The sequence below is a fragment of the Flexivirga sp. G2 genome, from assembly GCF_055397625.1.
Map to the genome: position 1 here is coordinate 1737630 of NZ_AP039675.1, position 24100 is coordinate 1761729.

The 24100-nt window shown below is 68.6% G+C and carries 24 protein-coding genes; 20 read left to right on the forward strand and 4 right to left on the reverse strand.

Annotated elements, in window-relative coordinates:
* From ACZ50J_RS08270 to ACZ50J_RS08325, 12 genes are all read left to right on the forward strand, one after another.
* Positions 1-927 (forward strand): carbohydrate ABC transporter permease, encoded by a 927-nt coding sequence (locus tag ACZ50J_RS08270; RefSeq protein ID WP_464301331.1) that lies wholly within the window; start codon positions 1-3, stop codon positions 925-927.
* Between the two features lie 200 nt (positions 928-1127).
* Positions 1128-1490 carry a 50S ribosomal protein L19 gene (rplS, locus tag ACZ50J_RS08275; protein ID WP_464300791.1) on the forward strand — a complete coding sequence of 121 codons (363 nt, stop codon included), beginning with the start codon at positions 1128-1130 and terminating at the stop codon, positions 1488-1490.
* A gap of 17 nt (positions 1491-1507) precedes the next feature.
* A complete protein-coding gene (gene lepB, locus ACZ50J_RS08280; RefSeq protein ID WP_464300792.1) occupies positions 1508-2191 on the forward strand; it encodes a signal peptidase I in 684 nt (227 codons plus the stop codon).
* Positions 2188-3099: a signal peptidase I gene (gene lepB, locus ACZ50J_RS08285; protein ID WP_464300793.1), complete on the forward strand. Its 912-nt coding sequence runs from the start codon at positions 2188-2190 to the stop codon at positions 3097-3099. The genes lepB (ACZ50J_RS08280) and lepB (ACZ50J_RS08285) overlap by 4 nt, the downstream gene beginning before the upstream one ends.
* 138 nt (positions 3100-3237) lie before the next feature.
* Positions 3238-4080, forward strand: a complete 843-nt coding sequence (lepB, locus tag ACZ50J_RS08290) for a signal peptidase I (protein ID WP_464300794.1) — start codon at positions 3238-3240, stop codon at positions 4078-4080.
* Positions 4077-4883 (forward strand): ribonuclease HII, encoded by an 807-nt coding sequence (locus tag ACZ50J_RS08295; RefSeq protein WP_464300795.1) that lies wholly within the window; start codon positions 4077-4079, stop codon positions 4881-4883. Before lepB (ACZ50J_RS08290) ends, ACZ50J_RS08295 begins: the two co-directional genes overlap by 4 nt.
* Positions 4880-5185: a DUF2469 domain-containing protein gene (locus ACZ50J_RS08300; protein ID WP_464300796.1), complete on the forward strand. Its 306-nt coding sequence runs from the start codon at positions 4880-4882 to the stop codon at positions 5183-5185. Before ACZ50J_RS08295 ends, ACZ50J_RS08300 begins: the two co-directional genes overlap by 4 nt.
* A 127-nt stretch (positions 5186-5312) precedes the next feature.
* Positions 5313-5726 carry a YraN family protein gene (locus ACZ50J_RS08305; protein ID WP_464300797.1) on the forward strand — a complete coding sequence of 138 codons (414 nt, stop codon included), beginning with the start codon at positions 5313-5315 and terminating at the stop codon, positions 5724-5726.
* Positions 5723-7255 (forward strand): YifB family Mg chelatase-like AAA ATPase, encoded by a 1533-nt coding sequence (locus ACZ50J_RS08310; RefSeq protein ID WP_464300798.1) that lies wholly within the window; start codon positions 5723-5725, stop codon positions 7253-7255. Before ACZ50J_RS08305 ends, ACZ50J_RS08310 begins: the two co-directional genes overlap by 4 nt.
* A gap of 34 nt (positions 7256-7289) precedes the next feature.
* Positions 7290-8438: a DNA-processing protein DprA gene (gene dprA / locus ACZ50J_RS08315; RefSeq protein WP_464300799.1), complete on the forward strand. Its 1149-nt coding sequence runs from the start codon at positions 7290-7292 to the stop codon at positions 8436-8438.
* 75 nt (positions 8439-8513) lie between these two features.
* Positions 8514-9437 (forward strand): tyrosine recombinase XerC, encoded by a 924-nt coding sequence (locus ACZ50J_RS08320; RefSeq protein ID WP_464300800.1) that lies wholly within the window; start codon positions 8514-8516, stop codon positions 9435-9437.
* A gap of 116 nt (positions 9438-9553) precedes the next feature.
* Entirely contained in the window at positions 9554-10423 is an 870-nt protein-coding gene (locus tag ACZ50J_RS08325) for a DUF3152 domain-containing protein (RefSeq protein WP_464300801.1), read from the forward strand.
* Between the two features lie 47 nt (positions 10424-10470).
* Here ACZ50J_RS08325 and ACZ50J_RS08330 read toward each other — a convergent pair whose 3' ends face one another.
* Together ACZ50J_RS08330 and ACZ50J_RS08335 are read right to left on the reverse strand one after the other, a co-directional pair.
* On the reverse strand, positions 10471-10965 hold the full coding sequence (locus tag ACZ50J_RS08330; protein ID WP_464300802.1) for a M23 family metallopeptidase: 495 nt from the start codon (positions 10963-10965) through the stop codon (positions 10471-10473).
* Between the two features lie 87 nt (positions 10966-11052).
* Positions 11053-12243 carry a pyridoxal phosphate-dependent aminotransferase gene (locus tag ACZ50J_RS08335; RefSeq protein WP_464300803.1) on the reverse strand — a complete coding sequence of 397 codons (1191 nt, stop codon included), beginning with the start codon at positions 12241-12243 and terminating at the stop codon, positions 11053-11055.
* A gap of 289 nt (positions 12244-12532) precedes the next feature.
* Between ACZ50J_RS08335 and rpsB the strand changes: the two genes are divergently transcribed.
* Entirely contained in the window at positions 12533-13399 is an 867-nt protein-coding gene (gene rpsB / locus ACZ50J_RS08340; protein ID WP_464300804.1) for a 30S ribosomal protein S2, read from the forward strand.
* A 128-nt stretch (positions 13400-13527) separates the two neighbouring features.
* Entirely contained in the window at positions 13528-14355 is an 828-nt protein-coding gene (gene tsf / locus ACZ50J_RS08345; protein WP_464300805.1) for a translation elongation factor Ts, read from the forward strand.
* Between the two features lie 133 nt (positions 14356-14488).
* Here tsf and ACZ50J_RS08350 read toward each other — a convergent pair whose 3' ends face one another.
* Positions 14489-15700: a glycoside hydrolase 5 family protein gene (locus tag ACZ50J_RS08350; RefSeq protein ID WP_464300806.1), complete on the reverse strand. Its 1212-nt coding sequence runs from the start codon at positions 15698-15700 to the stop codon at positions 14489-14491.
* 35 nt (positions 15701-15735) lie between these two features.
* Positions 15736-17232 carry a hypothetical protein gene (locus tag ACZ50J_RS08355; protein ID WP_464300807.1) on the reverse strand — a complete coding sequence of 499 codons (1497 nt, stop codon included), beginning with the start codon at positions 17230-17232 and terminating at the stop codon, positions 15736-15738.
* Between the two features lie 129 nt (positions 17233-17361).
* On the opposite strand from ACZ50J_RS08355, the gene ACZ50J_RS08360 reads away from it, so the two are divergent.
* The 6 genes from ACZ50J_RS08360 to acs all read left to right on the forward strand — a co-directional run bounded on the left by ACZ50J_RS08360 (position 17362) and on the right by acs (position 24091).
* On the forward strand, positions 17362-18558 hold the full coding sequence (locus tag ACZ50J_RS08360; protein ID WP_464300808.1) for a sensor histidine kinase: 1197 nt from the start codon (positions 17362-17364) through the stop codon (positions 18556-18558).
* Between the two features lie 10 nt (positions 18559-18568).
* Positions 18569-19312, forward strand: coding sequence for a LytR/AlgR family response regulator transcription factor (locus tag ACZ50J_RS08365; protein WP_464300809.1), 744 nt, complete (start codon positions 18569-18571; stop codon positions 19310-19312).
* Positions 19309-19683: a hypothetical protein gene (locus tag ACZ50J_RS08370; RefSeq protein WP_464300810.1), complete on the forward strand. Its 375-nt coding sequence runs from the start codon at positions 19309-19311 to the stop codon at positions 19681-19683. The genes ACZ50J_RS08365 and ACZ50J_RS08370 overlap by 4 nt, the downstream gene beginning before the upstream one ends.
* Positions 19680-21239 carry a sodium/solute symporter gene (locus ACZ50J_RS08375; RefSeq protein WP_464300811.1) on the forward strand — a complete coding sequence of 520 codons (1560 nt, stop codon included), beginning with the start codon at positions 19680-19682 and terminating at the stop codon, positions 21237-21239. Before ACZ50J_RS08370 ends, ACZ50J_RS08375 begins: the two co-directional genes overlap by 4 nt.
* Positions 21240-21367: 128 nt before the next feature.
* Positions 21368-21970: an acetate uptake transporter gene (locus tag ACZ50J_RS08380; RefSeq protein ID WP_464300812.1), complete on the forward strand. Its 603-nt coding sequence runs from the start codon at positions 21368-21370 to the stop codon at positions 21968-21970.
* Positions 21971-22111: 141 nt separating this feature from the next.
* Positions 22112-24091 carry an acetate--CoA ligase gene (acs, locus tag ACZ50J_RS08385; protein WP_464300813.1) on the forward strand — a complete coding sequence of 660 codons (1980 nt, stop codon included), beginning with the start codon at positions 22112-22114 and terminating at the stop codon, positions 24089-24091.
* The last annotated feature ends 9 nt before the right edge of the window (positions 24092-24100 follow it).

The following is a 24100-nucleotide window of genomic DNA, read 5'->3' on the forward strand; positions in this document are numbered from 1 at the left end:
CTGAGTAAGCCTCAGGAACGACCGGAAGAAACCGCCAGGTCCGTTCCGCCGGGCACGCCGCCGGTGCCGCAACGGGCGCACCAGCGCGAACCGGGTGAACGCGGCATCCTGATCGGCTCACACATCGTGCTGATCTTCTGGTCGCTGATCGTCATTCTTCCGCTGCTGTGGACGTTCTTCTCCTCGTCCCGCTCGACGAGCGAGATCTTCGCCGGGCCGTGGAAGATGCCTCAGCACTTCTGGCACAACCTGAGCGCCAATTACTCGTCGGCGTGGAACGACTCCGGGCTGGGACGCGACCTGCTCAATACGGTCATCGTGGTGAGCATCGCGCTGGTGCTGGTCATGGCGCTGGGCTCGATGTGCGCCTATTCGTTGGCTCGCTTCCCGTTCCGGGGCAGCCGTTTCGTCTACTACTTGATCCTGGCCGGCAACACGTTCCCGATCTTCCTGGCGATCGTGCCGCTGTTTTTCGTGCTGAAGAACATCGGGCTGCTCAACACCTTCCCCGGGTTGATCCTGACGTATGTCGCGTTCGCCTTCCCGTTCACGGTGTTCTTCCTCTACCCGTTCTTCCGGGCGTTGCCGGCGGAGATCGCGGAGGCCGCCGAACTCGACGGTGCCGGTGACTGGCGCACCTTCCTGCAGGTGATGCTGCCGATGGCCAGGCCGGGTATCGCGGCGGTGGCGATCTTCAACTTCCTCGGGCTGTGGAACCAGTTCCTGTTGCCGGTGGCGTTGAACACGAACGAGAAGAACTATGTGCTGTCCCAGGGGATGTACAACTTCGTCTCCTCGGCCGGTTACGAGGTCAACTACGGAGCATTGTTCGCCGGTGTCGTCATCACGGTCGTGCCGGTCCTCGTCGCCTACATCATCTTCCAGCGGCAGCTGCAGGGATCGCTGTCCCAGGGCACGATGAAGTAGTGGAGGCAGGGTCGCCCGATTTCCTGGTGCGGCCCTCCATCTGGCAGAATTACGAGAGCGCCTGACCGAACCCGGCCCCCGCCGCAGGGGGAGTGCGACGGTGGTTCACCACCCGAGCATGTGGCTACACATTCGGCGGCGCACCCGATCATGTTGATTACCCGGGTACGACCTGCGGCGTCCCGAGAAGGAAGCACGTCATGCACAAGTTCGATGAGCTCGACGCCGCGCAGCTGCGCACCGACATCCCCGAGTTCCGCGCCGGTGACACCCTGAAGGTGCACGTGAAGGTCGTCGAAGGCACGCGCTCGCGTGTCCAGGTCTTCCAGGGCGTCGTCATCCGTCGTCACGGTGGCGGCATCGGTGAGACCTTCACCGTCCGCAAGGTCAGCTTCGGCTGCGGTGTCGAGCGCACCTTCCCGGTGCACACCCCGGTCATCGAGAAGATCGAGGTTGCGACCCGCGGTGACGTGCGTCGCGCCAAGCTCTACTACCTGCGCGACCTGCGCGGTAAGGCTGCCAAGATCAAGGAGAAGCGCGAGACCCCGGCCAAGCAGGCCTGAGCTCACTCTTCGTTTGTATGACCGAAGGCGTGGAGTCCTCTACGGAGGACCCCACGCCTTCGGCGTCCCCGGAGGCCGGTGAGCGCGTCCGGTGGTCGCGTGGCCGCCGCACCCTCGTCGGCGTGCTCGCCGTCCTCGCGGTGCTCGTCCTGATCCACGGCCTGCTGCTGGAAACATTCACGGTCCCGTCGAGGTCGATGCAGCCGACCCTCTGGCAGGGGGACCGGATCATGGTCGGCAAGCTGCACGCACACGACGTGCACCGCGGCGAGGTCGTCGTCTTCGACGGCACGGACGTCTTCGCCCATCCCGGCGACACACCACCGACCGGTGTCGCCGGATTCCTGCGTTCGGTGGGCGACGCGCTCGGCATACACCCGGGTGAGGTGCTGTACGTCAAACGCATCATCGGGGTGCCCGGTGACACCGTCGCCGTCGGTCATGACGGTAAGTTGCGCATCAACGGCAACGTGCAGAAGGAGCCCTACGTGCCACGCGGTATGACGGCCAGCACGGTGCCTTTCACGGTGCGCGTCCCGGCCGGACACGTCTTCGTCATGGGGGACAACCGGGTCGCGTCCGACGATTCGCGATCCCACCTCGGCGACCCCGGTGGCGGGATGGTCCCGGTCGACGACATCGTCGGGAACGTGATGCTGCGGTACTGGCCCCTAGGTTCGTGGGGGAGACTCGCTTCGTGAGCGATCATCGATATCGGCTTCCGTCCGGCACGACGTCGGACCGGGCCGACCGCGGCGTCCGTGCAGGCGCCGCCGACCGCTCGTCATACCGGCCGGCGCCGGACGCCATCCGGCTGCCCCGTGTGCCGCAACGGACCACTCCGGATGACACGGCGATCCTGGTACGACGGGGGGATCCTGCGCGGTCCCGCAGCAGTGACCGTTCGGTGCGCGGGCAGCAGCCGGGCACGGAACGCAGCGGCAGCCGCGTCACCACGTTGCTGCGTGAGCTGGCGATCGTCGTGGTGGTCGCACTGGTGCTCTCGTTGGGCATCAAAACGTTTGTGGCACAGTCGTTCTGGATTCCGTCGGACTCGATGGAGAACACCCTTGTCCCGGGCGATCGGGTGGTCGTTTCGAAGTTCACCCCCGGCCCGCTGGCGCTGCAGCGCGGTGACGTCGTGGTCTTCCACGACCCCGGGAACTGGCTCGACCTGCCGTCCACGAAACGTTCAGGGGTGAGTGGTGCACTGGTCTCCAGCTTGCAGTTCCTCGGGCTCTACCCGTCGGGCGACGACGACCTCATCAAACGGGTCATCGGTCTGCCCGGTGACCACGTGAAGTGCTGTAACACGCGGGGACAGCTGACGGTCAACGGAGTAGGCCTCTCGGAGCCCTATATTTACCCGGGCGGCGGCACCGAACAGAAGAAGTTCTCGGTGACCGTCCCGCCCGGCCGAGTGTGGGTCATGGGGGACAACAGAGGTGACTCCGCCGACTCACGCTTCCACGATGACGGCAGTGGTCGCACCGGTTCGGTGCCCGAGTCCGACATCATCGGCCGGGCAGTCATGATTGTCTGGCCGGTGGACCGGATGAGCTGGCTCAGCAACTACTCCTCGACATTCGACAAGGTGCCCAAACCATGAGCGAGCGCAGCGAGCGACTCGGCAGACGCAGGACGAATGGCTGGACCCGACGTAGGAGGGTGCGGCCATGAGCGAGCGCAGCGAGCGACTCGGCAGACGCAGGACGAATGGCTGGACCCGACGTAGGAGGGTGCGGCCATGAGTCACGATCGGGACGAGGCCACGGCCGGTCCACAATCCGCCGAGCCGAAAGCGGCCGACGGCGACGCGACCAGCAGTGGTCCGACCGGTGGCGACGGTGTCGCCACCGGCGCCTCCGATGACCGCGCCCTGCCGCCAGGCGCCATACCCGAGGACGAGAGGGCGCCCCGCGCCAAGTCGCGGTGGGCGTTCGCCCGTGAGCTGACCGTGATCGTCGTGATCGCGCTCGTGCTGAGCTTCCTGGTCAAGACCTTCCTCGCGCAGCCGTTCTACATCCCGTCGGAGTCGATGGAGAGCACGCTGGATGTCGGCGACCGCATCATCGTCAGCAAGTTCACGCCGCAGCACTCGCCGCTGCACCGGGGCGACGTGATCGTGTTCGAGGATCCGAAGACGTGGGGTTCGCAGCCGAGTCACCCCTCGGCGCTCAAGCGCATCGTCACCGACAGCCTGGTGTTCGTCGGTGTGCTGCCCGGCGGCGGGGACCACGTCGTGAAGCGCATCATCGGCCTGCCCGGCGACAAGGTCGTGTGCTGCACGAAGTCGGGGAAGCTCACCGTCAACGGGGTGGCGATCACCGAGCCGTACATCAACAAGGGCAGCGTGCCGAGCTCCATGCCGTTCAGCATCACGGTGCCGAAGGACAAGGTGTGGGTCATGGGTGACAACCGCAACGACTCGGCGGACTCACGGCTGCACGACGGCACCAGCGGCGGCAAGCTCGGTTCGGTGCCCATGTCGGACATCACCGGCCAGGTCGTCGCGATCGCATGGCCGATCAGCCGGATCCACTCGCTCAAGGACTACAGCAGCGTGTTCGCGAAGGTCCCCAATCCGTGACGGTCCGTACCTCACGTCGCGCCGCCCCGCCCCGCAGCAGCAAACCGAGCCTGCGGGTCGAGCGGTCGTTGCAACGTGAGGGCTACCGGCTGATCGCCGGGATGGACGAGGTCGGCCGCGGTGCACTCGCCGGGCCGGTCTCCGTGGGTGTGGTCGTCATCGACGAGCAGACCCGCACGGTTCCACAGGGAGTCAAGGACTCGAAGCTGTTGTCGCCGATGGCGCGGGAACGCATGGTGCCCGCAGTTCGTCGCTGGGCCACCGACCACGCCGTCGGCCACGCCTCCGCACAGGAGATCGACGACGTCGGGATCATGGCCGCGCTCCGGCTGGCAGGCACCCGGGCGCTCGCGACGCTGCGCGTCATACCGGACCTGGTGGTGCTGGACGGCAACCATGACTGGCTGACCGATCCGGAGCGGGACGGTCTGTTGGCTCTGCTCGACGATGACTCCGAAGGGCGTCCACCCACGCCGCCGGTGACCACGATGATCAAGGCGGACATGAAGTGCTCGTCCGTCGCGGCCGCCTCGGTGCTGGCCAAGGTCGAACGCGACACCATGCTGGTGGAGTTCCACGAGGACTTCCCGCACTACAACTGGGCGGGCAACAAGGGCTACTCCGCGCCCGACCACCTGGCCGCGTTGGAGGCGTACGGGCCCTGCGAGTTGCATCGCCGGTCCTGGCGCCGATGCAATGGCGAGGTCCCGGTGCCGGGGCAGCAGCTGGCAGGTAGCGTGGACGATGTGACATCGGAGAAGGAGCCGGTGCTGCAGATGAGCGAGCGGAGCGAGCGACAGTGAGCGCTGAAGACCTGGAGAAGTTCGAGACCGAGCAGGAACTCTCCCTCTATCGCGAATACCGAGACGTGGTGGGCCTGTTCACCCATGTGGTGGAGACCGAGCGGCGCTTCTACCTGTGCAACGACGTCGACCTGCAGGTGCGCGGTGAGGGCGCCGGTGTCTACTTCGACCTGCGGATGAACGACGCATGGGTGTGGGACGTCTACCGCACCGCGCGGTTCGTCAAGAACGTCCGCGTGATCACCTTCAAGGACGTGAACGTCGAGGAACTGCCGCCGCGGGAGATCGAACTCCCGGAGTGAGCGGCGCGGCCGTTGCCCGCTGCGTCGTACACATCCCCTCCGGTCCGGCCGTTCGTCCACAGCCGATCGGATCCGACTGGTTCCCCGGCACGGTCGATCCCAGGCTGGGTGTCGGAGGTGATGCCCGATGGCAACGACGCACGAGACCGGTGGTCCACCGCCGGTGTCCCGAAGACCGCCCGATCGGCGAGAGTTGGGGCGCCGGGGCGAGGAAGAGGCGGCGCGCTACCTGCAGTTGCAGGGCCTGACCGTCATCGATCGCAACTGGCGATGTCGCGACGGTGAGATCGACATCGTCGCACTCGACGACATCGGCGATTGCCTCATCATCGTCGAGGTCAAGACCCGGACCAGTGAGCGGTTCGGACGGCCTGTCGAGGCCGTGACACCTGTGAAGGCACGCCGGTTGCGGGTCTTGGCGGCTCGCTGGCTCGCGGATCATCCGATCGCGACCCCGCACGTGCGGGTCGACGTGATCGGTGTCCTGTGCCGGTCGGGTGCGATGGTCGAGATCGAGCACATCAAGGGGGTGCTCGGATGACCCTGGGCCGGACGCGCAGCGTCGCCGTCACGGGCATCCACGGACGGGTGGTCGACGTGGAGGCCGACGTGTCCTCGGGGCTGCCGTGGTTCGGTGTCAGCGGTATGCCGGACACGTCGTGCCGCCAGTCCCCGGACCGGATCCGGGCCGCAGCGACCAATTGCGGGCTGGAGCTGCCCAAGCAACGGATCACCGTCAACCTGTCACCGGCCTCCCTGCCGAAGCAGGGTTCGGGTTTCGACCTGGCGATCGCCGTCGCGGTGCTCGTCGCCGGCGGGACGATCAAGCCACATGTGGTCGACTCCGTGGTCCACCTCGGTGAGCTGGGTCTGGACGGGTCGGTCCGCGCCATACACGGTGTGCTGCCGGCGGTGCTCGCGGCCGTGCGCGACGGCGCCCGGCAGGTGGTGGTGCCGGTCGCCAACGCGGCCGAGGCGAGTCTCGTCCCGGACGTCGACGTGGTGCCGGTGCACGACCTGGGTGCGCTGGTGCGCCGCTACACCTGCCTCGCCCGTGGTCGGCCGCTGCCCGACCCGCCGGCGGTCCCGACACATGCCGTCAACGCCTCTGTGGTGCCTGACCTGTCCGACATCGTCGGGCAGGACGAGGCTCGATATGCGCTCGAGGTGGCTGCCGCAGGTGGGCACCACCTGGCGATGGTCGGTCCGCCCGGGGCCGGGAAGACGATGATCGCCGAACGACTTCCGGGCCTGTTGCCGCCGTTGACCCGGGAGCAGGCACTGGAGGTGACCGCGATCCATTCGGTCCTGGGTGCATTGCCGGACCATGTGCTGATCGAGCAACCGCCGTTCGTTGCCCCGCACCACGGTGCGTCGATGCCGGCCGTGGTCGGAGGCGGTTCGGGACGTGTCCGGCCCGGCGCCGTGTCACGTGCTCATCGAGGCGTCATGTTCCTGGACGAGTGCCCGGAGTTCCGTCGCGACGTGCTCGACGCATTGCGGCAGCCCTTGGAGTCCGGGGTGGTGCACGTGGCACGCGCGGACCATGTGGTGACGTTCCCCGCCAGCTTCCAGCTGGTGCTCGCTGCCAACCCCTGCCCGTGCGGACAGAACTACGGCAAGGGTTCCAAGTGCACCTGCGCACCGCAGCGACGCCGCGACTACCTCGGGCGAATGTCGGGGCCGTTGCTGGACCGGGTCGACGTCCACCTGGCCATGCTGCCGGTGACCCGGGCGGCACTGGCCGGGCCGCGAGGGGAGAGCAGCGCTCAGGTCGCCGAGCGCGTGCTGGCGGCGCGCCGTCGACAGGCGGACCGCTGGCGGCAGCTGGGCCGCAGCCGGAACAGCGAGGTGCCCGGCTCGATCCTGCGGTCGGGCACGTGGCGACTATCCGCCGAGGTGACCCGTGGACTGGACCGTGCGATGGAGAGCGGAGCGCTGACGCTGCGGGGTTACGACCGGTGTCTGCGCGTCGCCTGGACCATCGCGGACCTGGACGGTGCGCCCCGACCGGAGTTCCGGCAGGTGGAGGAGGCCCGCGGGCTGCGATCGAGTGGAGCGGCGGCATGAGGCAGCGCGACGACCGATGGAGGAGGCCGCGGCCATGACGCTCGACACGGCGTCGCAGGTTCGGCTCGAGGAGCTGCGCGGCAGCAGGGAGGGCCGCCTCGCGGTGCGGCTCGCGCTCGCCGCGACGGTCGAGCCGGCGGACAAGACGATGACACCGCGACTGCGCGGCCTGGACCCGTTCACGGCGTGGGAGATGGTGCGGAACGACGCCGACGGGAAGTTCACCAGGGCTGCGGCACGAGTGAAAACACTGCGCCTGGAGTCCTTGGTGGCTCGGACCCAGGAGCTGGGGGCGCGCATCGTCATACCCGGCGATGACGAATGGCCTTGCGGCGTGGACGATTTGGAGTCGCCGCCATACTGCCTGTGGGTGGTCGGGCAGGGATCGCTTGCTGCGGCGTGCGAGCGCAGTGTCTCGATGGTCGGCGCGCGGGCAGCGACTCCGTACGGCAGTCAGGTGGCGAGTGAGCTGGCCTACGGTCTGGCTCAGCGCGGCTTCACGATCGTCTCCGGTGCAGCACACGGCATCGACACTGCGGGTCACCGAGGGGCGCTCGCGGCGGGCGGATGCACCGTCGCCGCCATGGCTTGTGGCATCGACATCGCCTACCCGATCGCCAACACCGGCCTGCTGCAGCAGATCGAGCAGTCCGGGCTGATCGTCACCGAGTTGCCGCCGGGGTCGGCGCCACAGAAGCAACGCTTCCTGTCTCGCAACCGGCTGATCGCCGCGATGACACCCGGCACGGTCGTCGTCGAAGCGGGGCTGCGCAGCGGGTCGCGGTCGACAGCGACAGCGGCCTCCCGGCTGGGACGACTGCTTGCCGCAGTGCCCGGGCCCGTCACCAGCCCGGCGAGCGCCGGCCCGCACCAGCTCATCCGGGACTGCGGGGCCGTCCTGGTCTCGGACGTCGACGACTGTGCCGAACTGTTCGGCGCCATCGGCGGGGACCTCGCGGACCCCAAGCGTGCGGAAGCGACGGTCGAAGACCGGCTGGACGATGCGGACCGGCGTCTGCTGGATGCCATGCCGGTGGTGCGGGGGACCTCGGTGGAACGGCTGGCGGTGAGCGCCGGTCTCGCTCCTCGGGAGGTGACCCGTGGGCTCGCCACGCTGCACGCCGCCGGTCTGGTCGAGCGGATCGAGAGCGGCTGGCGACGCAGGAGGGACGAACCTGGGTGATCGGACGCGGACGACTGCCGATCGGCGTGTTGGTGACACCGCCCGATCGATGCAGGTCGGTAATCTGTGAACGTCGTGACACAGGACAGCGCGCTCACCGATCAGCCGGTCGTGGCCGGTTATGAGAGACACCTACGCTCGGAACGTGGTCGGTCCCCGCACACCGTGCGCGGTTACCTCGCCGACCTGCACGACCTGGCAACTCACCTGCACACCTCCGGCGTCGATTCCTGGAGCGACGTGACACTGGCGGACCTGCGGTCCTGGCTGGCCGACCTCGATGCTGCCGGGGCCAGCCGGGCAACGGTGGCCCGCCGGTCCGCTGCGGCGCGTGGGTTCTTCGGTTGGGCCTTCCGCACCGGTGCCATTGCTCGCAACCCGGCCTCCCGACTCGTCGCGCCCAAGCGCGTCAAGACGTTGCCGGACGTCCTGCGGCAGGACCAGGCGACTGCCCTGCTGGATTTGGCGGCGGTTGCTGCCGATGACGCGGACCCGGTGCACCTGCGGGACCGCGCGATGCTGGAACTGTTGTATGCCAGCGGGATTCGAGTCGCGGAGTTGGTCGGGCTCGATGTCGACGACCTGGACCGGCGCGACCTGGTCGTGCGCGTCGTCGGTAAGGGCGACAAGGAGCGCACGGTGCCGTTCGGCCGCCCTGCCGCGGTGGCACTCGACGCCTGGCTGGAGTCCGGACGGTCCCGCCTGGTCGTCGCGGGGTCGGGGCCGGCGCTGTTCCTCGGCGCCCGCGGCAAGCGGGTCGACCCGCGCGTGGTGCGTGAGGTCGTGCATCGGCTGCTGCGGGAGACACCGGGCGCGCCCGACCTCGGCCCGCACGGCTTGCGACACAGCGCAGCGACGCACCTGGTCGAGGGTGGGGCGGACATCCGGCTCGTCCAGGAGTTGCTCGGGCACGCGAGCCTGGCGACCACCCAGGTCTACACACATGTTTCCGTCGAGCGATTGCGACGGTCCTTCACCCAGGCGCATCCGCGTGCCTGAGCAGCGGGAGTCCATCGGCCCGCAACGCACTCGACGTGACGTGCGCGAGGGGTGTGGGGACGCACCGACCGAGCCCGCCGCGTAGACCCCGGCATGCGATGCGGTCTACTTCCGTCATGCAGGGATCGCACCCACCGCGCTCGGTCCGCCTGGTTCGGACGATCGTCGTCGCTGTCATCGCGGTCACCTTGATCAGCGCACTGTCGGGTTACCTGCTGCACGGCCGAGGACAGTCGGCGGGTGCGAACTCGGCCGGGACGCCCGGAGCAACGTCGACCGTCGCGCAGACACGCACGGCGAGCCCGACGGCCACCAGCACGACGGCCGCGCGATCGACGGCATCGAGCACCGCGTCCTCGAGGCCGTCGGCGACCGGAACGAGCGCCGCCAAGCGGTCGGCGCCGAGTACGCCGATCGTGGTGCCGGCCAAGGGCAACGGACACTTCGGCCCGGTGCTGGTTCCGCAGACCACGACCGCCAAAACCGGACGGGTCGTGACCTATCGGCTCAACATCGAGGGCGGCATGCACGCCGACACCACGACGATCGCGAGCACGCTCGGTGCTGCACTGTTGGACCGCCGCGGCTGGCAGGGCGTCGACCACGTGAAGTTCGTGCAGGTCACGCCGGCGCAACTGACGAAGGGCCGCAAGGCCCAGATGACGATCAGCCTTGCCAGCCCGCACCAGGTCGACGCCTTGTGCGCGCCGTTGCCGACCCACGGCGGCACCTCCTGCGCCACCGGCCAACACGTCATCCTCAACTACAAGTTGTGGGCCCGCGGAGTCTCCTACTTCAAGGGACAGCTCGCGCTCTACCGCGAATACATGGTCAACCACGAGGTCGGCCACGCTCTCGGGCACGGCCACGAGTACTGCTCCCGGCGCGGCGCCTACGCACCGGTGATGCAGCAGCAGACGCTCGGCCTGGACGGCTGCAAACCGTGGGCGTGGCCCCAACGCCCCGACTCCCACGGGAAGGCCTGAGTGTCCGGGATCCGGCACCAGCGCCCGACGAAAAGCCGATGCAGGACTCAGCCGAGCGGTAGCAAACGGACCCGCCGTTCCTGCACGAGCGTCAACGGATCGCGGTACGCGTCCTTGCCCACCAACAGTCCCCAGTGCAGGCACGGTGTCGCCCCACAATGGCCGCCGGCTGCCAGCGATCCGATCCGGTCCCCGCGCTGCTCGACGGTGCCTTCGGGGTCACGGTCGTCGACCGGCTCGTAGGTGGTACGCCGCCCGTCGGCGTGCTGTATGGCGACAACCCCGCGACCGGCGATCACCCCCGAGAACGACACCCTCCCGGCACCCGCCGCCAGCACCGGTTGACCCGTCCGTCCCTGCAGATCGACTCCTCGATGCCCCGCCGCCCAGGGTTGCGGCGGAGCATCGAAGGGATGCACGACAGGCGGCTGCGGGTGGAGGGGCCAGCCGTAGTGATCCACCGGTGCCGGCTCGCCCGGCCCGCTCAGGGCCGTCAACACGGCGCCGACGAACGCCACCACGCCCTGCCAGCCTGTCGTCATACGACGAGCATGCGGCGTTCGTGCGGATGCCGCGACGGCCGCACCCCGTGGCTGTGGACGAGCGGGGTCCGCACACGGAGATGTGGACTACCGCGTCGTGGGAGGGCCCGACCGCAGCGTCGCCAGTCGCGTCGCGGCCTCGGTCAGCACAGCGGGCTTCTTGCAGAACGCGAAGCGCACCAGGGTCCGCGCCGCGTCCTTGTCGTCACAGAAGACGGACACCGGCACGCCGACCACCCCGCACAGCTCCGGCATCCGCCAGCAGAAGTCGACCGCATCGGTCGCCCCGAGTGCCGCGACGTCGGCGATCGCGAAGTAGGTGCCTTGCGGGCTGCTCACCGGCAGGCCGGCCGCGCGCAGGCCGTCGGTGAGGATGTCCCGGCCCTGCTGCATCGTGTCGGCCAACCCGGTGAAGACGCCGTCCGGCAGTCCGAGACCGTGCGCGATGCCCGCCTGGAAGGGAGCCCCGGCGGCATACGTCACGAACTGCTTCACCGTGGCGCAGGCCGTGACCAGGTCGGCCGGCCCGCTCAACCAGCCGATCTTCCACCCCGTCGTCGCGAACGTCTTGCCGCCGGAACTGATCGTCAGGGTCCGCTCGAACATCCCCGGCAACGTCGCCATCGGTACGTGCCGCGCGCCGTCGAAGGTCAGGTGCTCGTAGACCTCGTCGGTCACCACGATCGCGTCGTGCTGCTGGGCCAGCTCCGCGATCAGCTCCAACTCGGCGGGGGAGAAGACTTTCCCGGTGGGGTTGTGCGGCGTGTTCAGCAGGACGAGTCGGGTCCGCGGAGAGAACGCCGCCCGCAACGACCCCTCGTCGATCGCGAAGTCCGGGAAGCGCAGCACGCTCGTCCGTCGTACCGCACCGGCCAGCGCGATCGTCGCGGCATACGAGTCGTAGTAGGGCTCGAAGGTGACGACCTCGTCGCCGGGTTCGCACAGCGCGAGGACGGCACAGGCGATCGCCTCAGTCGCCCCGACCGTCACCAGCACCTGCTCCTGCGGGTCGATCGTCAGGTCGTAGAAGCGCCGCTGGTGGTCGGCGATCGCCGCGCGCAACTCCGGTATGCCGCGGGCGGGCGGGTACTGATTGCGTCCGCCGCCGATGGCGTCCTGCGCCGCGGTCAGCACCGCCGCGGGTCCGTCGGTGTCCGGGAACCCCTGACCCAGATTGATCGCGCCGGTCCGGGTGGCCAGCGCCGACATCTCACCGAAGATGGTGGCGCCGAATCCGTGCATGCGATCGATCAGGGGCTGGCGGTCCGGCGTGGTCATGTCCTCGATGGTAATGACGGGCTGCCGTCGATCGGCCGCCGATTCGCGGCATGGCGCGGTTGTCCCGTATCCTGGAGTCACGACTCGTGTACGCCGTCCGTAAGGTCTCGTCCGCGGGTCGAATTCGCGCGTCTCATACCGGAGTTCGTATGCCGGGATGGGTCCGCCAGTCCGATCGGTTCATCCGTTGAGCCGCCCGGTCCGGATCCATCGGGGCGCCAGGTTTGCGTTGCGTCATACCGACGACAGCGCGAAGACAACTGGAAACCCAATCAGAAAGGACTTCGGCATGGCCGTCGTCACGACCCGCCAGCTCCTCGAGAGCGGCGTCCACTTCGGGCACCAGACCCGTCGCTGGAACCCCAAGATGAAGCGCTTCATCCTCACCGAGCGCAACGGCATCTACATCATCGACCTCCAGCAGTCGCTGACCTACATCAACGACGCGTTCGAGTTCATCAAGCAGACCGTCGCCCACGGCGGCACCATCCTCTTCGTCGGCACCAAGAAGCAGGCGCAGGAGTCGATCCAGGAGCAGGCCACCCGCGTCGGCATGCCCTACGTCAACCACCGTTGGCTCGGTGGCATGCTCACCAACTTCAACACCGTGAGCAAGCGTCTGGCCCGCCTCAAGGAGCTCGAGGAAGTCGACTACGACGACGTCGCCGGCTCCGGTCGCACCAAGAAGGAACTTCTCGTCATGAAGCGCGAGAAGGACAAGCTGGAGCGCAGCCTGGGCGGTATCCGCGACATGGCCAAGGTGCCCTCGGCCGTCTGGGTCGTCGACACCAAGAAGGAGCACCTCGCAGTCACCGAGGCGCGCAAGCTGAACATCCCGGTCATCGCGATCCTGGACACCAACTGCGACCCCGACGAGGTCGACTACAAGATCCCGGGCAACGACGACGCGATCCGCTCCGTCACCCTGCTGACCCGCGTGGTCGCCGACGGTGTCGCCGAGGGCCTCATCGCCCGCTCCGGTGGCGGATCCGACGCCGCCGAGGCGTCCGAGCCGATGGCCGAGTGGGAGCGCGAGCTGCTCGCGTCCGAGGACGGTGCCGCCACCGCGGAGACCGCCACCGAGGCGCCCGCCGCCGAGGCCACCGAGGCCCCGGCCGCTGCCGAGACCCCGGCCGCCGAGACCACCGAGTCCTGATCCGCTGCTGCTCCGGTGGGTCGTGGTGCACACGGCCCACCGGAGCACGGCTGTGTATGGCGCGAGCCGCGTCATACCCACCGATTTTCTGAACCTTTCCGTAGTTCGCGAAGGAGCGAAGCAGACACATGGCCAACTACACCGCTGCTGACATCAAGGCGCTGCGCGAGCAGACCGGTGCCGGCATGCTCGACGTCAAGAAGGCTCTCGACGAGGCCGACGGCGACAAGGCCAAGGCGACCGAGATCCTGCGGGTCAAGGGCCTCAAGGGCGTCACCAAGCGCGAGGGTCGCACGACCGCCAACGGTCTGGTCACCGCGCACGTCGACGCCGGCGTCGGCACCCTGCTGGAGATCAACTGCGAGACCGACTTCGTCGCCAAGGGCGAGAAGTTTGTCGAGCTGGCCGACAAGGTGCTGGCCCAGGCCGTGGCCAGCAAGGCCGCGGACGCGCAGGCGCTGCTCGCCTCCACCGTCGACGGTGGCACCGTGCAGGACCTGATCGACCAAGCCGGTGCGACCATCGGCGAGAAGATCGAGGTTCGTCGCGTCGGTCGTCTCGAGGGCGAGAACGTCGTCTCCTACCTGCACAAGACCAGCCCCGACCTGCCCGCGCAGATCGGTGTGCTCGTGGCCAGCACCGGCGGCGACGCCGCCGTGGCGCGTGACATCGCGATGCACATCGCGGCGTTCAGCCCGACCGTGTTGACCCGCGACGAGGTCGACGCCGAGACCGTCGAGAACGAGCGTCGCGTCGCCGAGGCGACCGCCAAGGAGGAGGGCAAGCCGGAGGCTGCCCTGCCGAAGATCATCGAGGGCCGCGTCAACGGTTACTTCAAGGAGAACGTCCTGCTCGAGCAGCCGTTCGCCAAGGACACCAAGAAGACCGTGGCCAAGGTCGCCGAGGAGGCCGGTGCCGAGGTTTCCGGTTTCCTGCGCTTCAAGGTCGGCATCTGAGCAACCCGCTTCACCGTTTCACCCGACAGGTCCCGGCAGCACACGCTGCCGGGACCTGTCGTTTGCTGTCTGTGCCCGGCCCGGTCTGTGCCGAATGACGGCTTCCTCGCCGACTGACGGTCCGATCTCGCCGTCACTCGGCGAGGAAGCCGTCACTCGCGACGAGGGGCGTGATCAGGGGCGGCGTGAAGCCGCCGTCGGACTGCGTGCCCCTCGTGACCCACGCCCGGTGGAAGTCGCTGCCGGGCGCGACGAGGGCGCGCGCAGCCGGGTCGGCGACGATGTCCGCCGGCAGCGAGATCGACTGTGCTTGCTGCGGTTCGGTCGATCGAGCCGACTCGACAGCGTCGCGCAATGCGTGTGCGACCGGCTTGGCAGCATGGTCGACGGTGAAGAGCCCGAGGTCGTACTCCCGCTCAGGGAAGTCGACGAGGTGCCGGTCGATGTCGTGCGAACACCACCAGGTGATCCCGGTCAGTGTCGGAACGCCGCACACCGCCTCGACGGTATGGCGGACGAACTCCGCGGCTGCGTCGATCGGTACGTCCGGCAGGGGAGCGCCGACCTCCTGCAGCCACACCGGCCGATCCGCGGGACCACACGCACCCGCCAGCCGGGCCAGGTAGGCCGCATGCGACGTGGTGGCCGGGCCGAGCGGACCGTCGAGGCGCGACGTCCCGTTGAACACCCACGAGTGCACCGACGACACGTCGCCCAGCGTCGTGACGTCCTCGGCCGAGAACGGATGCTCCGGAGCGTAGAAGGCGTCGTCGAAGAGCGAATACACGGCCAGCTGGTCGCCCCGCGCGTTCTCCCGGATGGCGCCCAGCAGATCCTGCGCCCACTCGCGCGAGGCGGCCAGGGTGGTGTCATTGGCCGGCCACAGGTTGTTGACCTCGTTGCCGACTGTGAATGCGAACACGTTCGGTTCCGGAGCCAGCGCACGCACGAGTTCCTCGACATACCAACGCAATCCGGCACGGACGTCGACATCGGTGAAGACGCTGCGCTGGTGCCAGGTCAGCACCCACGACGGCAGGAAGTCGAAGCTGGACAGGTGCCCCTGCAGCAGGTCGACGCAGACGTCGAGCCCGCGCTCCGCGCCCAGCTGTATGACGGTCCGCACGTCCTCCACGGCCCGGGGACGCAGCACGGAACGGTTCGGCTGGAGCCATGGCCAGACCGGGAAGATCCGCACGTGATCCATCCCGAGCGACGCGATGTCATCGAGGTCGCGCGCGACCGCGTCCCGGTCCAGATCGAGCCAGCTGTGGAACCAGCCCTGCGACGGAACGTAGTTGGCGCCGAAACGCAATCGCCGGGACGCAGCGCGCTGATCTTCCACGGCCACGACCCTAACGGCCGTGCCCGCACCCGGACTCAGTGGACGATCGCGCCGAAACGGGCGCCGGGATCCGGATGCAGCGGTCCGACATACCCCCACGGTGTGTAGGTCATGCCGTAGCCGTTCTCACCCGGCACGCCGGCGATGAGCTTGGCCGTCCCCGAGACGGACCAGCCCATCTGGTCACCGGTCTCCGGTGTGCCGGTGACCGATCCGGAACCCTCCACCCACGACTTGTTGCTGGCGGCCCCGACCTGGTTCACGCCGCCGGCGTCGCGCACCGAGCCCACGTCCTCGCCGGGGACACCGACGAGACGCAGGGGTGCCCCGTCCGGGCCGGATTGCTGGTCGGAGACCGAGAAGCCGAACTGGTCGCCGGCCTCCGGTGCGCCGCCCACGCCGCCGGACCCCTGCTGGAAGCCGCGGAACGTCCCGATCGCGCCGGTCGCCGCGTTGGTCCGGAAGGACATCGCCATACCGGCGTTCGCGACCGTGCCGATGTCCTCGTCGGGGACCCCGACGAGCGTCTCCACCGTCTGGTTCGCGTTGTTCAGGACCACGGTGCTCACCGAGGACCCGAACCGGTCGTTCTCCTCGACCGCTCCCGGGACACCGGCCGTCGACTGGGTGAGCAGCCGCGGTGCCGCGATCCCGGTCGCGCGGCGGACGAAGGTGAGGACGGCACCGGCACCGGGCCGCCCGTCAATCGCCTGACCCGGAGCGCCGGCCGCGACGACGCCACCGGCCGTGGACAACGACGCGCCCAGTGCGCCGCCGTTGGTCGGCTGCCCCGGTATGCCGGTGGTGAGGAGCGTTGTCACGGAGCCGTCCGCGTGGGCGTCAGCGGTGTCGTGGATCGTGAGTTCGGTGACCGAGCCGGCGCCGGTGGCGTAACCGACGTTCTGGCCGGGCGCCCCGACATACAGAGGGAGTGCGGAGTCGGACCCGGGCACCAGCGGCTGGGCCGCCAGCGCTGCCCCGAAGTGGCCGCCGGTCTGCGGCGTGCCGGGCACACCGTTCTGGCCCTGGACGTACCGCGCGCGCAACGCCATCTTCGTGCCGTTCCACCGGTAGAGGTAGACGGCGCCCGCTTCGGCATGCCCGTTCACCGTCTCGCGCGGTGCACCGACGGCCAGCTGGGTGCAGAAGGTCGTGTCGCTGTCCGCTTCGTTGGACGAGACCGATGCGAGTGCACCGCCGAAGCCGATCGCGCCGGCCGGCGCGGTGATCGCCTGGTGTTGATGCTGGCCCTCGTGGGTGATCCGGAGCTGGACCTCTCCGTGATCGGCCGACAATGGTGCACCGATCGCCAGGTCGGCGGTGCCGTCCTGGTCGAAGTCCCAACTGGGCAGGTCGCCGCACCCGGGACTCGCGGCGGCTCGCGGCGGATGCGCGAGGCCGCCCACGGCGAGACCTCCGGTGGCGAGTGCGAATGCACCCAGCAGCGCGGCTGCACGCCGCAGCGAACGGTGGGTGCGGTGGTAGGTCTGCGGGTGGGTATGGCGGGACGGTGTGACCGGGCGACCAGACATTTCGGACTCCTCCTCAGCGTGACGACTGTGTTCTGTCCGTGTGCTGCACGACGTCCGACGTCGCGAAGTTCTCATCCTTTCAGCCGGGACGCCGGGCGTGGGGCCCGCGCGTGCTCTAGCGTGTCGGCGATGAGCAGTCTGGCCGTCGCGGTGGTGATCGCGGTGATCCTGGTGCTTCCGGTCGCGGCCCTGTGGTGGTGGGCGCACACCCGCCGGGGGATGGGCAGTGAGGCGGATCGGGCGACACTGCGCACCCTGCACGAGGCAAACCGGGCCGCGCGTCCGTTGCGTGAGGGACTGACCGAGTCCGCGGCCGAACGGGCTGTCCGCTCGTTGCGGCCGTTGCTCACCGCCCCCGCCGTCGCGCTCAGCAACGGGCACACGGTGCTGGGCTGGGACGGGCCCGGCGAAGCGCATCGCGACGACGTACTGACCGCCACGACCGCGGTGCTGGCCGACGGGCGGGCCCGGGTCGATCGGGTCGGCTGTGCGGACCCGGGATGCCGGCTGCGCGACGTGATCAGCGTGCCGCTGATCGTGGACGGCTCCGTCGTCGGGACCCTGCATGCGCTGGTCGCAGTCGCGGGCGCGCCCGTCATACGAGCGACGCACGAGGTCGCCGACTGGGTCAGCGGCCAGCTCGAGCTGGCCGAGGTCGACCGGCGCCGCTCCGGGCTCGCCGAGGCCGAACTACGCGCACTGCGGGCGCAGATCTCACCGCATTTCATCTACAACGCGCTCACGACGATCGCCGCCTTCGTGCGCACCGACCCGGACCGGGCTCGGGAGCTGCTGCTGGAATTCGCCGATTTCACCCGGTACTCGTTCCGCCGCCGGGGCGAGTACACCGCGCTCGCGGACGAGCTGCAGTCCATCGAGCAGTACCTCACGCTGGAGCGAGCCCGCTTCGGGGAGCGGCTGCGTGTCACCCTGCGGGTCGCGCCCGACTGCCTGACCGTGATGGTGCCGTACCTGTCGCTGCAACCCGTGGTGGAGAACGCCGTCCGGCACGGTCTCGAACCGAAGTCCGGGCCCGGAGAGGTGATCGTCGAAGCGCTCGCCGACGGTGCCGATGTGCGAATCACGGTGGAGGACAACGGTGTCGGCGAAGACCCTCAGCGCATCCAGGAGGCCCTGGACGGTGTCGCCCAGGCCGCGTCGATCGGGTTGTCCAATGTCGACATGCGGCTGCGGGCTACCTTCGGTGAGCACTACGGCCTGGTGGTGGAAACGGCTCCCGGAGCCGGGACCAAGGTGTTGATGCGGGTGCCACGGTTCGCCGCCCGCGCGCATCCGAACGACGGGGTCGCCCAGTACGGGGCGTGAATAAACTTCGATGGTGGATGAGACGTCTTCGGAGCACCTTCGGGTGCTCGTGGTCGATGACGAACCGCCGGCGCGCGGCGAATTGGCCTACATGATCGAGCAACTCGAGCCGGTCGCCTCGGTGCTGGCGGTCGGTTCGGGGGTCGAGGCATTGCGCGCTCTGGAGACCCACCCGATCGATGCGGTGTTCCTCGACATCGCGATGCCGGGGCTGAGCGGGCTCGACCTGGCGCGGGTCCTCGCGCGTTTCGAACGTCCTCCGGCAGTCGTCTTCGTGACCGCTCACGATGCGCACGCCGTCGAGGCGTTCGAGCTCGATGCGGTCGACTACCTGCTCAAGCCGGCTCGACCGGCTCGGGTGCAGGAGGCCGTGCGGCGGGTGCTCGCTCACGATGCACCGGTCGTGTCGCAGGGCGAGGATCCCACCATCCCGGTCGAGCTCGGTGGGATCACCCGGTTCGTACGGCGCTCCGAGGTGCACTTCGTGGAAGCACACGGTGACTACGTCCGGCTGCACACCGGCGACGCTGCGCATCTGGTGCGGCTGTCGCTCGGCACGCTCGAGCGGGACTGGGCGAACGCCGGGTTCCTGCGGATCCACCGCAGCCATCTGGTGGCGATCAAGCACATCACCGAGCTGCGGCAGCACGACCAGCGCACCGTGGTCGTCGTCGACGGCCGCGAGCTCGAAGTCAGCCGGCGGCGTAGTCGCGAGTTGAAGGATGTCCTGCTGCGCGGCCAGGACCAGCCGTGAGCGAGCCGGTCGAGCGCGTCCGGGTGCAGCGGCGGCGCAACGCGGCACCCGATGTCGTCGCCATGAGCCAGGAGATCGACGCGCAGTCGATGCTCGGCGAGGCTCTCCTACGGTCGCTGATGCGCGCCCAGTTGCGGTTGGCCGCGGTCGTGCTCGTGCTGCTCGCGGCCACGCTCGGCTCCCTGCCGCTGATCTTCGATGTGGTGCCCGGCATACGTCGGGTGCAGTTGCTCGGCATACCCCTGCCGTGGCTGTTGCTCGGTGTGCTCGTCTACCCGGTGCTGCTCGGGCTCGGCTGGTTCTACGTGCGGTATGCCGAGCGCAACGAGGTCGGTTTCATGCGGTTGCTGGGACGTCCGGGGGAGCGATGATCCCGGCAGTCGGCCTCACGGCGGTCCTCACGGTCTCGCTGCTCACGCTCGGCATCGGCGTCTTCGGTGTCCGCGTGTCACGCACGACGAGCGACTTCTATGTCGCGTCCCGCAGCGTCGGACCAGTGGTCAACGCATCCGCCATCGGCGGCGAATACCTCTCTGCCGCTTCATTTCTGGGCGCTGCAGGGCTGATCCTGGCGCACGGTGCGGACGCTCTCTGGTACCCCGTCGGTTGGACCGCCGGCTACCTGGTGCTGCTCGTGCTCGTCGCGGCGCCGCTGCGCCGGTCCGGTGCCTACACATTGTCCGACTTCGCCGAGTTGCGGCTGGAGTCCCAGGCGGCCCGGAAGGTGTCCAGCGTCGTCGTCGCGCTGATCGGGGTGCTCTATCTGCTGCCGCAGTTCCAGGGCGCCGGGATCACGCTGCGCACGCTCGTCGGCGCGCCGACCTGGACCGGCTCGGTGCTGGTTGCCGCGGTCGTGCTGGTCATCGTGCTGTCCGGCGGCATGCGGTCGATCACCGTGACCCAGGCGTTCCAGTACTGGCTCAAACTCACGGCCCTGATCATCCCGGCGGCGGTGCTGCTGGTGCATTGGCACCGAGCAGGCGGTGCGTCGCCGAGTCGGCTGCACGTGTCCGACTGGGTCGAGCCGATGCAGGGGAAGTACGCGACGTACCTGGTCTATTCGCTGATGCTGGCAACCTTCCTCGGCACCATGGGCCTGCCGCACGTCGTCGCCCGGTTCTACACCAACATCGACGGTCGCGCGGCCCGGCGGACGACCCTCGGCGTGCTCGGACTGCTCAGCGCGTTCTACCTGATCCCGACCGTGTATGGCGTGCTCGGCCGCATCTACAGCTTCCACCTGATCGCCGACGGACGCACCGACGCGGTCGTCCTGGTGTTGCCCACCGACGTGTTCCATGGATTCGGCGCGGATCTGCTCACCGGCCTGCTCGGAGCGGGTGCGTTCGCGGCGTTCCTCTCCACGTCGTCGGGTCTGGCGGTCTCGGTCGCCGGCGTGCTCAGCCAGGACATGCTGCGTGGGCGAGCGGACTCGGTGCGCAGCTTCCGCCTCGCAACCGCACTCGTCGTCTCGCTCACGCTGGTGCTGCTGGTGGTGTCCAGCGGTGTTCCGGTGGCGCGTGCCGTCGAGCTGGCCTTCGCCGTCGCGGCGTCGACGTTCTGCCCGTTGCTGCTGCTCGGCATCTGGTGGCGCGGACTCACCGCACCCGGTGCCATCGCCGGTCTCGTGATCGGCGGCGGCACCTGCACCTCCGCCGTGGTCGCGGCGCTCGCCGGTTACCACGCGCCCGGCCTCGCCGGTCCGTTGCTCGCGCAGCCGGCCGCCTGGACGATGCCGCTCAGCCTCGGCGTGATGATCGTCGTGTCGCTGGCCACGGCGTCCCGTCGGCCGCCCGGCGTCATGCGCACGATGGTGCGCCTGCACACGCCGGAGCACCTCGATGTCGACCGCGGCACGTTCGACCCGGAGGGGACGACGGGTGCCGTTCAGCCCGGCGAACCGACCGTTCGTCGCACCGGTCGCTGACGCCCGGCGACCGTGTGACTCCGCTCACATCATCGGCTCCGGAACGGGGCACGTGGGAGACCTGAGGCGAACAAGCTTGAGGCAGACGGCACCTGCCGTTCTGACCTCACGACGTCAGGAGTCCTTCCATGTCAGAGACGACCACCCGCCCGGCGCCCGGCTCGCACATCGCCGATCCCGCCGCGCTGGGCCTCGGCGCGTTCGCGCTCACCACCTTCGTGTTGAGCATGGTCAATTCGGGCATCGTCCCGGCGAAGGTCGAGCCCGTGGTCTTCGGGCTCGCGTTCGCGTATGGCGGCGGCGCACAGCTCGTCGCCGGCATCTGGGAGTTCGTCAAGGGCAACGTGTTCGGCGCCACCGCCTTCTGCTCGTTCGGTGCGTTCTGGTTGTCCTTCTGGTACCTCACCGGCCACACCGACCTGAGCGGTGCCGGCGCGGACCTGCACAAGGGACTCGGGGTCTACCTGCTGGCGTGGGGCATCTTCACGCTGTACATGACCGTCGCGGCGGTGCGCGTCAGCGGTGCAGTGCTGTTGGTCTTCGTGCTGTTGACCATCACGTTCTTCCTGCTCGCCTTCGGCGAGTTCGGCAGTGACGAGGCCGGTCACGGGCTGACCGCGGTCGGCGGATACGTCGGACTGCTGACGGCGATCGCCGCCTGGTACGCCTCGTTCGCGACAGTCGTGAACTTCACCTTCAAGCGCACCCTGATGCCGACCTTCCCGCGCTGAGCGGGACCGCACGACCGAAAGATGGATGCCCGGGCGGAAATCAGCCGCCCGGGCAGCATTCACGTCCGGCGAGTGATTGGGTAGTAGCGCGCACGCGCACTCGATCGAGGCCGACCGACACCACACCACAAGGAGACAACGATGGCGCAAGAGGGCCAGAGCCAGAACATTGATGCACTCATGGCGGAGTCGCGCACCTACCCGCCGGAGCCGGCCTTCACCGCGCAGGCGAACGCCGGGGAGGGCTTCTACGACCAGGATTCGGACGCCTTCTGGGAGAAGGAGGGACGCGAGCGGCTCAGCTGGTTCACCGACTTCACCACGCTCAAGGAGTGGGACCGCCCCTACGCGAAGTGGTACCTCGGCGGCAAGCTCAACGCCTGCTACAACTGCGTCGACCGGCACGTGGAGAACGGCCAAGGGGACAAGGTCGCCTACTACTGGGAGGGTGAGCCGGCCGACGATCGCCTGACGATCACCTACGCGGACCTGCAGCAGCGAGTGGTGAAGGCTGCCAACGGTTTCAAGAGCCTGGGCATCGGCAAGGGCACCAAGGTCGCGGTCTACATGGGCATGATCCCCGAGGCCCCGGTGACGCTGTTGGCGCTGGCCCGCCTCGGTGCGCCGTTCACCTTCGTCTTCGGCGGGTTCTCCGCGAGCGCTCTCGGCTCGCGGATGGTCGAGATGGAGTGCGAATACCTCATCACCCAGGACGCGGCGAACCGTCGCGGCACGGCCGGCCCGCTGAAGCCGACCGCTGACGAGGCGATGGACATGGCTCCCTCGGTCAAGACGTCGATCACGGTGCGTCGCACGGGCACCGAGGTGCAGATGAAGGACGGCCGCGACAAGTGGTGGCACGACGTCGTCGACTCGCAGAGCGACGACCCGCAGTCCTGCCCGTGCGAGCCGATGGACTCCGAGGACCTGTTCTTCCTGATGTTCTCGTCGGGCACGACCGGCCGGCCGAAGGGCATTCTGCACACCACCGCCGGTTACCTGGCGGGCGTATCCACCACGCACAACTACGTTTTCGACATCAAGCCGGAGACCATCTACTGGTGCGCGGCCGACATCGGCTGGATCACCGGCCACAGTTACATCGTGTTCGGGCCGCTGATCAATGGCACGACGAGCGTCATGTACGAAGGCACGCCCGACTTCCCGGACAAGGCGCGTTGGTGGGAGATCATCGAGCGCTACAAGGTCAGCGTCCTCTACACCGCGCCGACCACGATCCGGACCCACATGAAGTGGGGGACCGAGGCACTGCAGAAGCACGACCTGTCGTCGCTGAAGGTGCTCGGGTCGGTCGGTGAGCCGATCAACCCCGAGGCGTGGATCTGGTACCGCGACAACGTCGGTGGCGGCAAGACTCCCGTGGTCGACACCTGGTGGCAGACCGAGACCGGGATGATCATGGTGACCCCGCTGCCCGGACTCACCACGTTGAAGCCGGGATCCGCCACGCACCCGTTCGTCGGTGTGAAGGCGGCCGTGTATGACGAGGCCGGCAAGGAGATCCCGGCCGGCCAGGGTGCCGGCTACATGGTGGTCAAGGAGCCGTGGCCGGCGATGTTCCGTGGTCTGCTGAACGACGACGAGCGTTTCAAGGAGACCTACTGGAGCCAGTTCTCCGACGCCTACCTGGCCGGTGACGGTGCGCGCGTCGACGACGACGGCGACTTCTGGATGATGGGCCGTATCGACGACGTCATGAACGTCTCGGGACACCGCCTGTCGACGATCGAGATCGAGTCGGCGCTGGTCAGCCACCCCGACGTGGCGCAGGCCGCGGTGGTCAGCCGGTCCGACGAGACCACCGGCCAGGCGATTGTCGCCTACGTGACGCTGCGCGACGGCGCGGAGGGCTCGACCGAGAAACTCGCCGAGTTGCGCAACCACGTCGGCACGGAGATCGGACCGATCGCCAAGCCCGCCAACATCGTCTTCGCGGACTCGCTGCCGATGACCCGCTCCGGGAAGATCATGCGACGGCTGCTCAAGGACGTCGCCGAGAACCGCGCGCTCGGTGACACCACGACGTTGGCCGACCCGTCCGTGGTCAACGAGATCAAGCAGCGGGCCGACTCCGAGAAGGACTCCGACAAGGAGGGCTGAGGCAGCGGC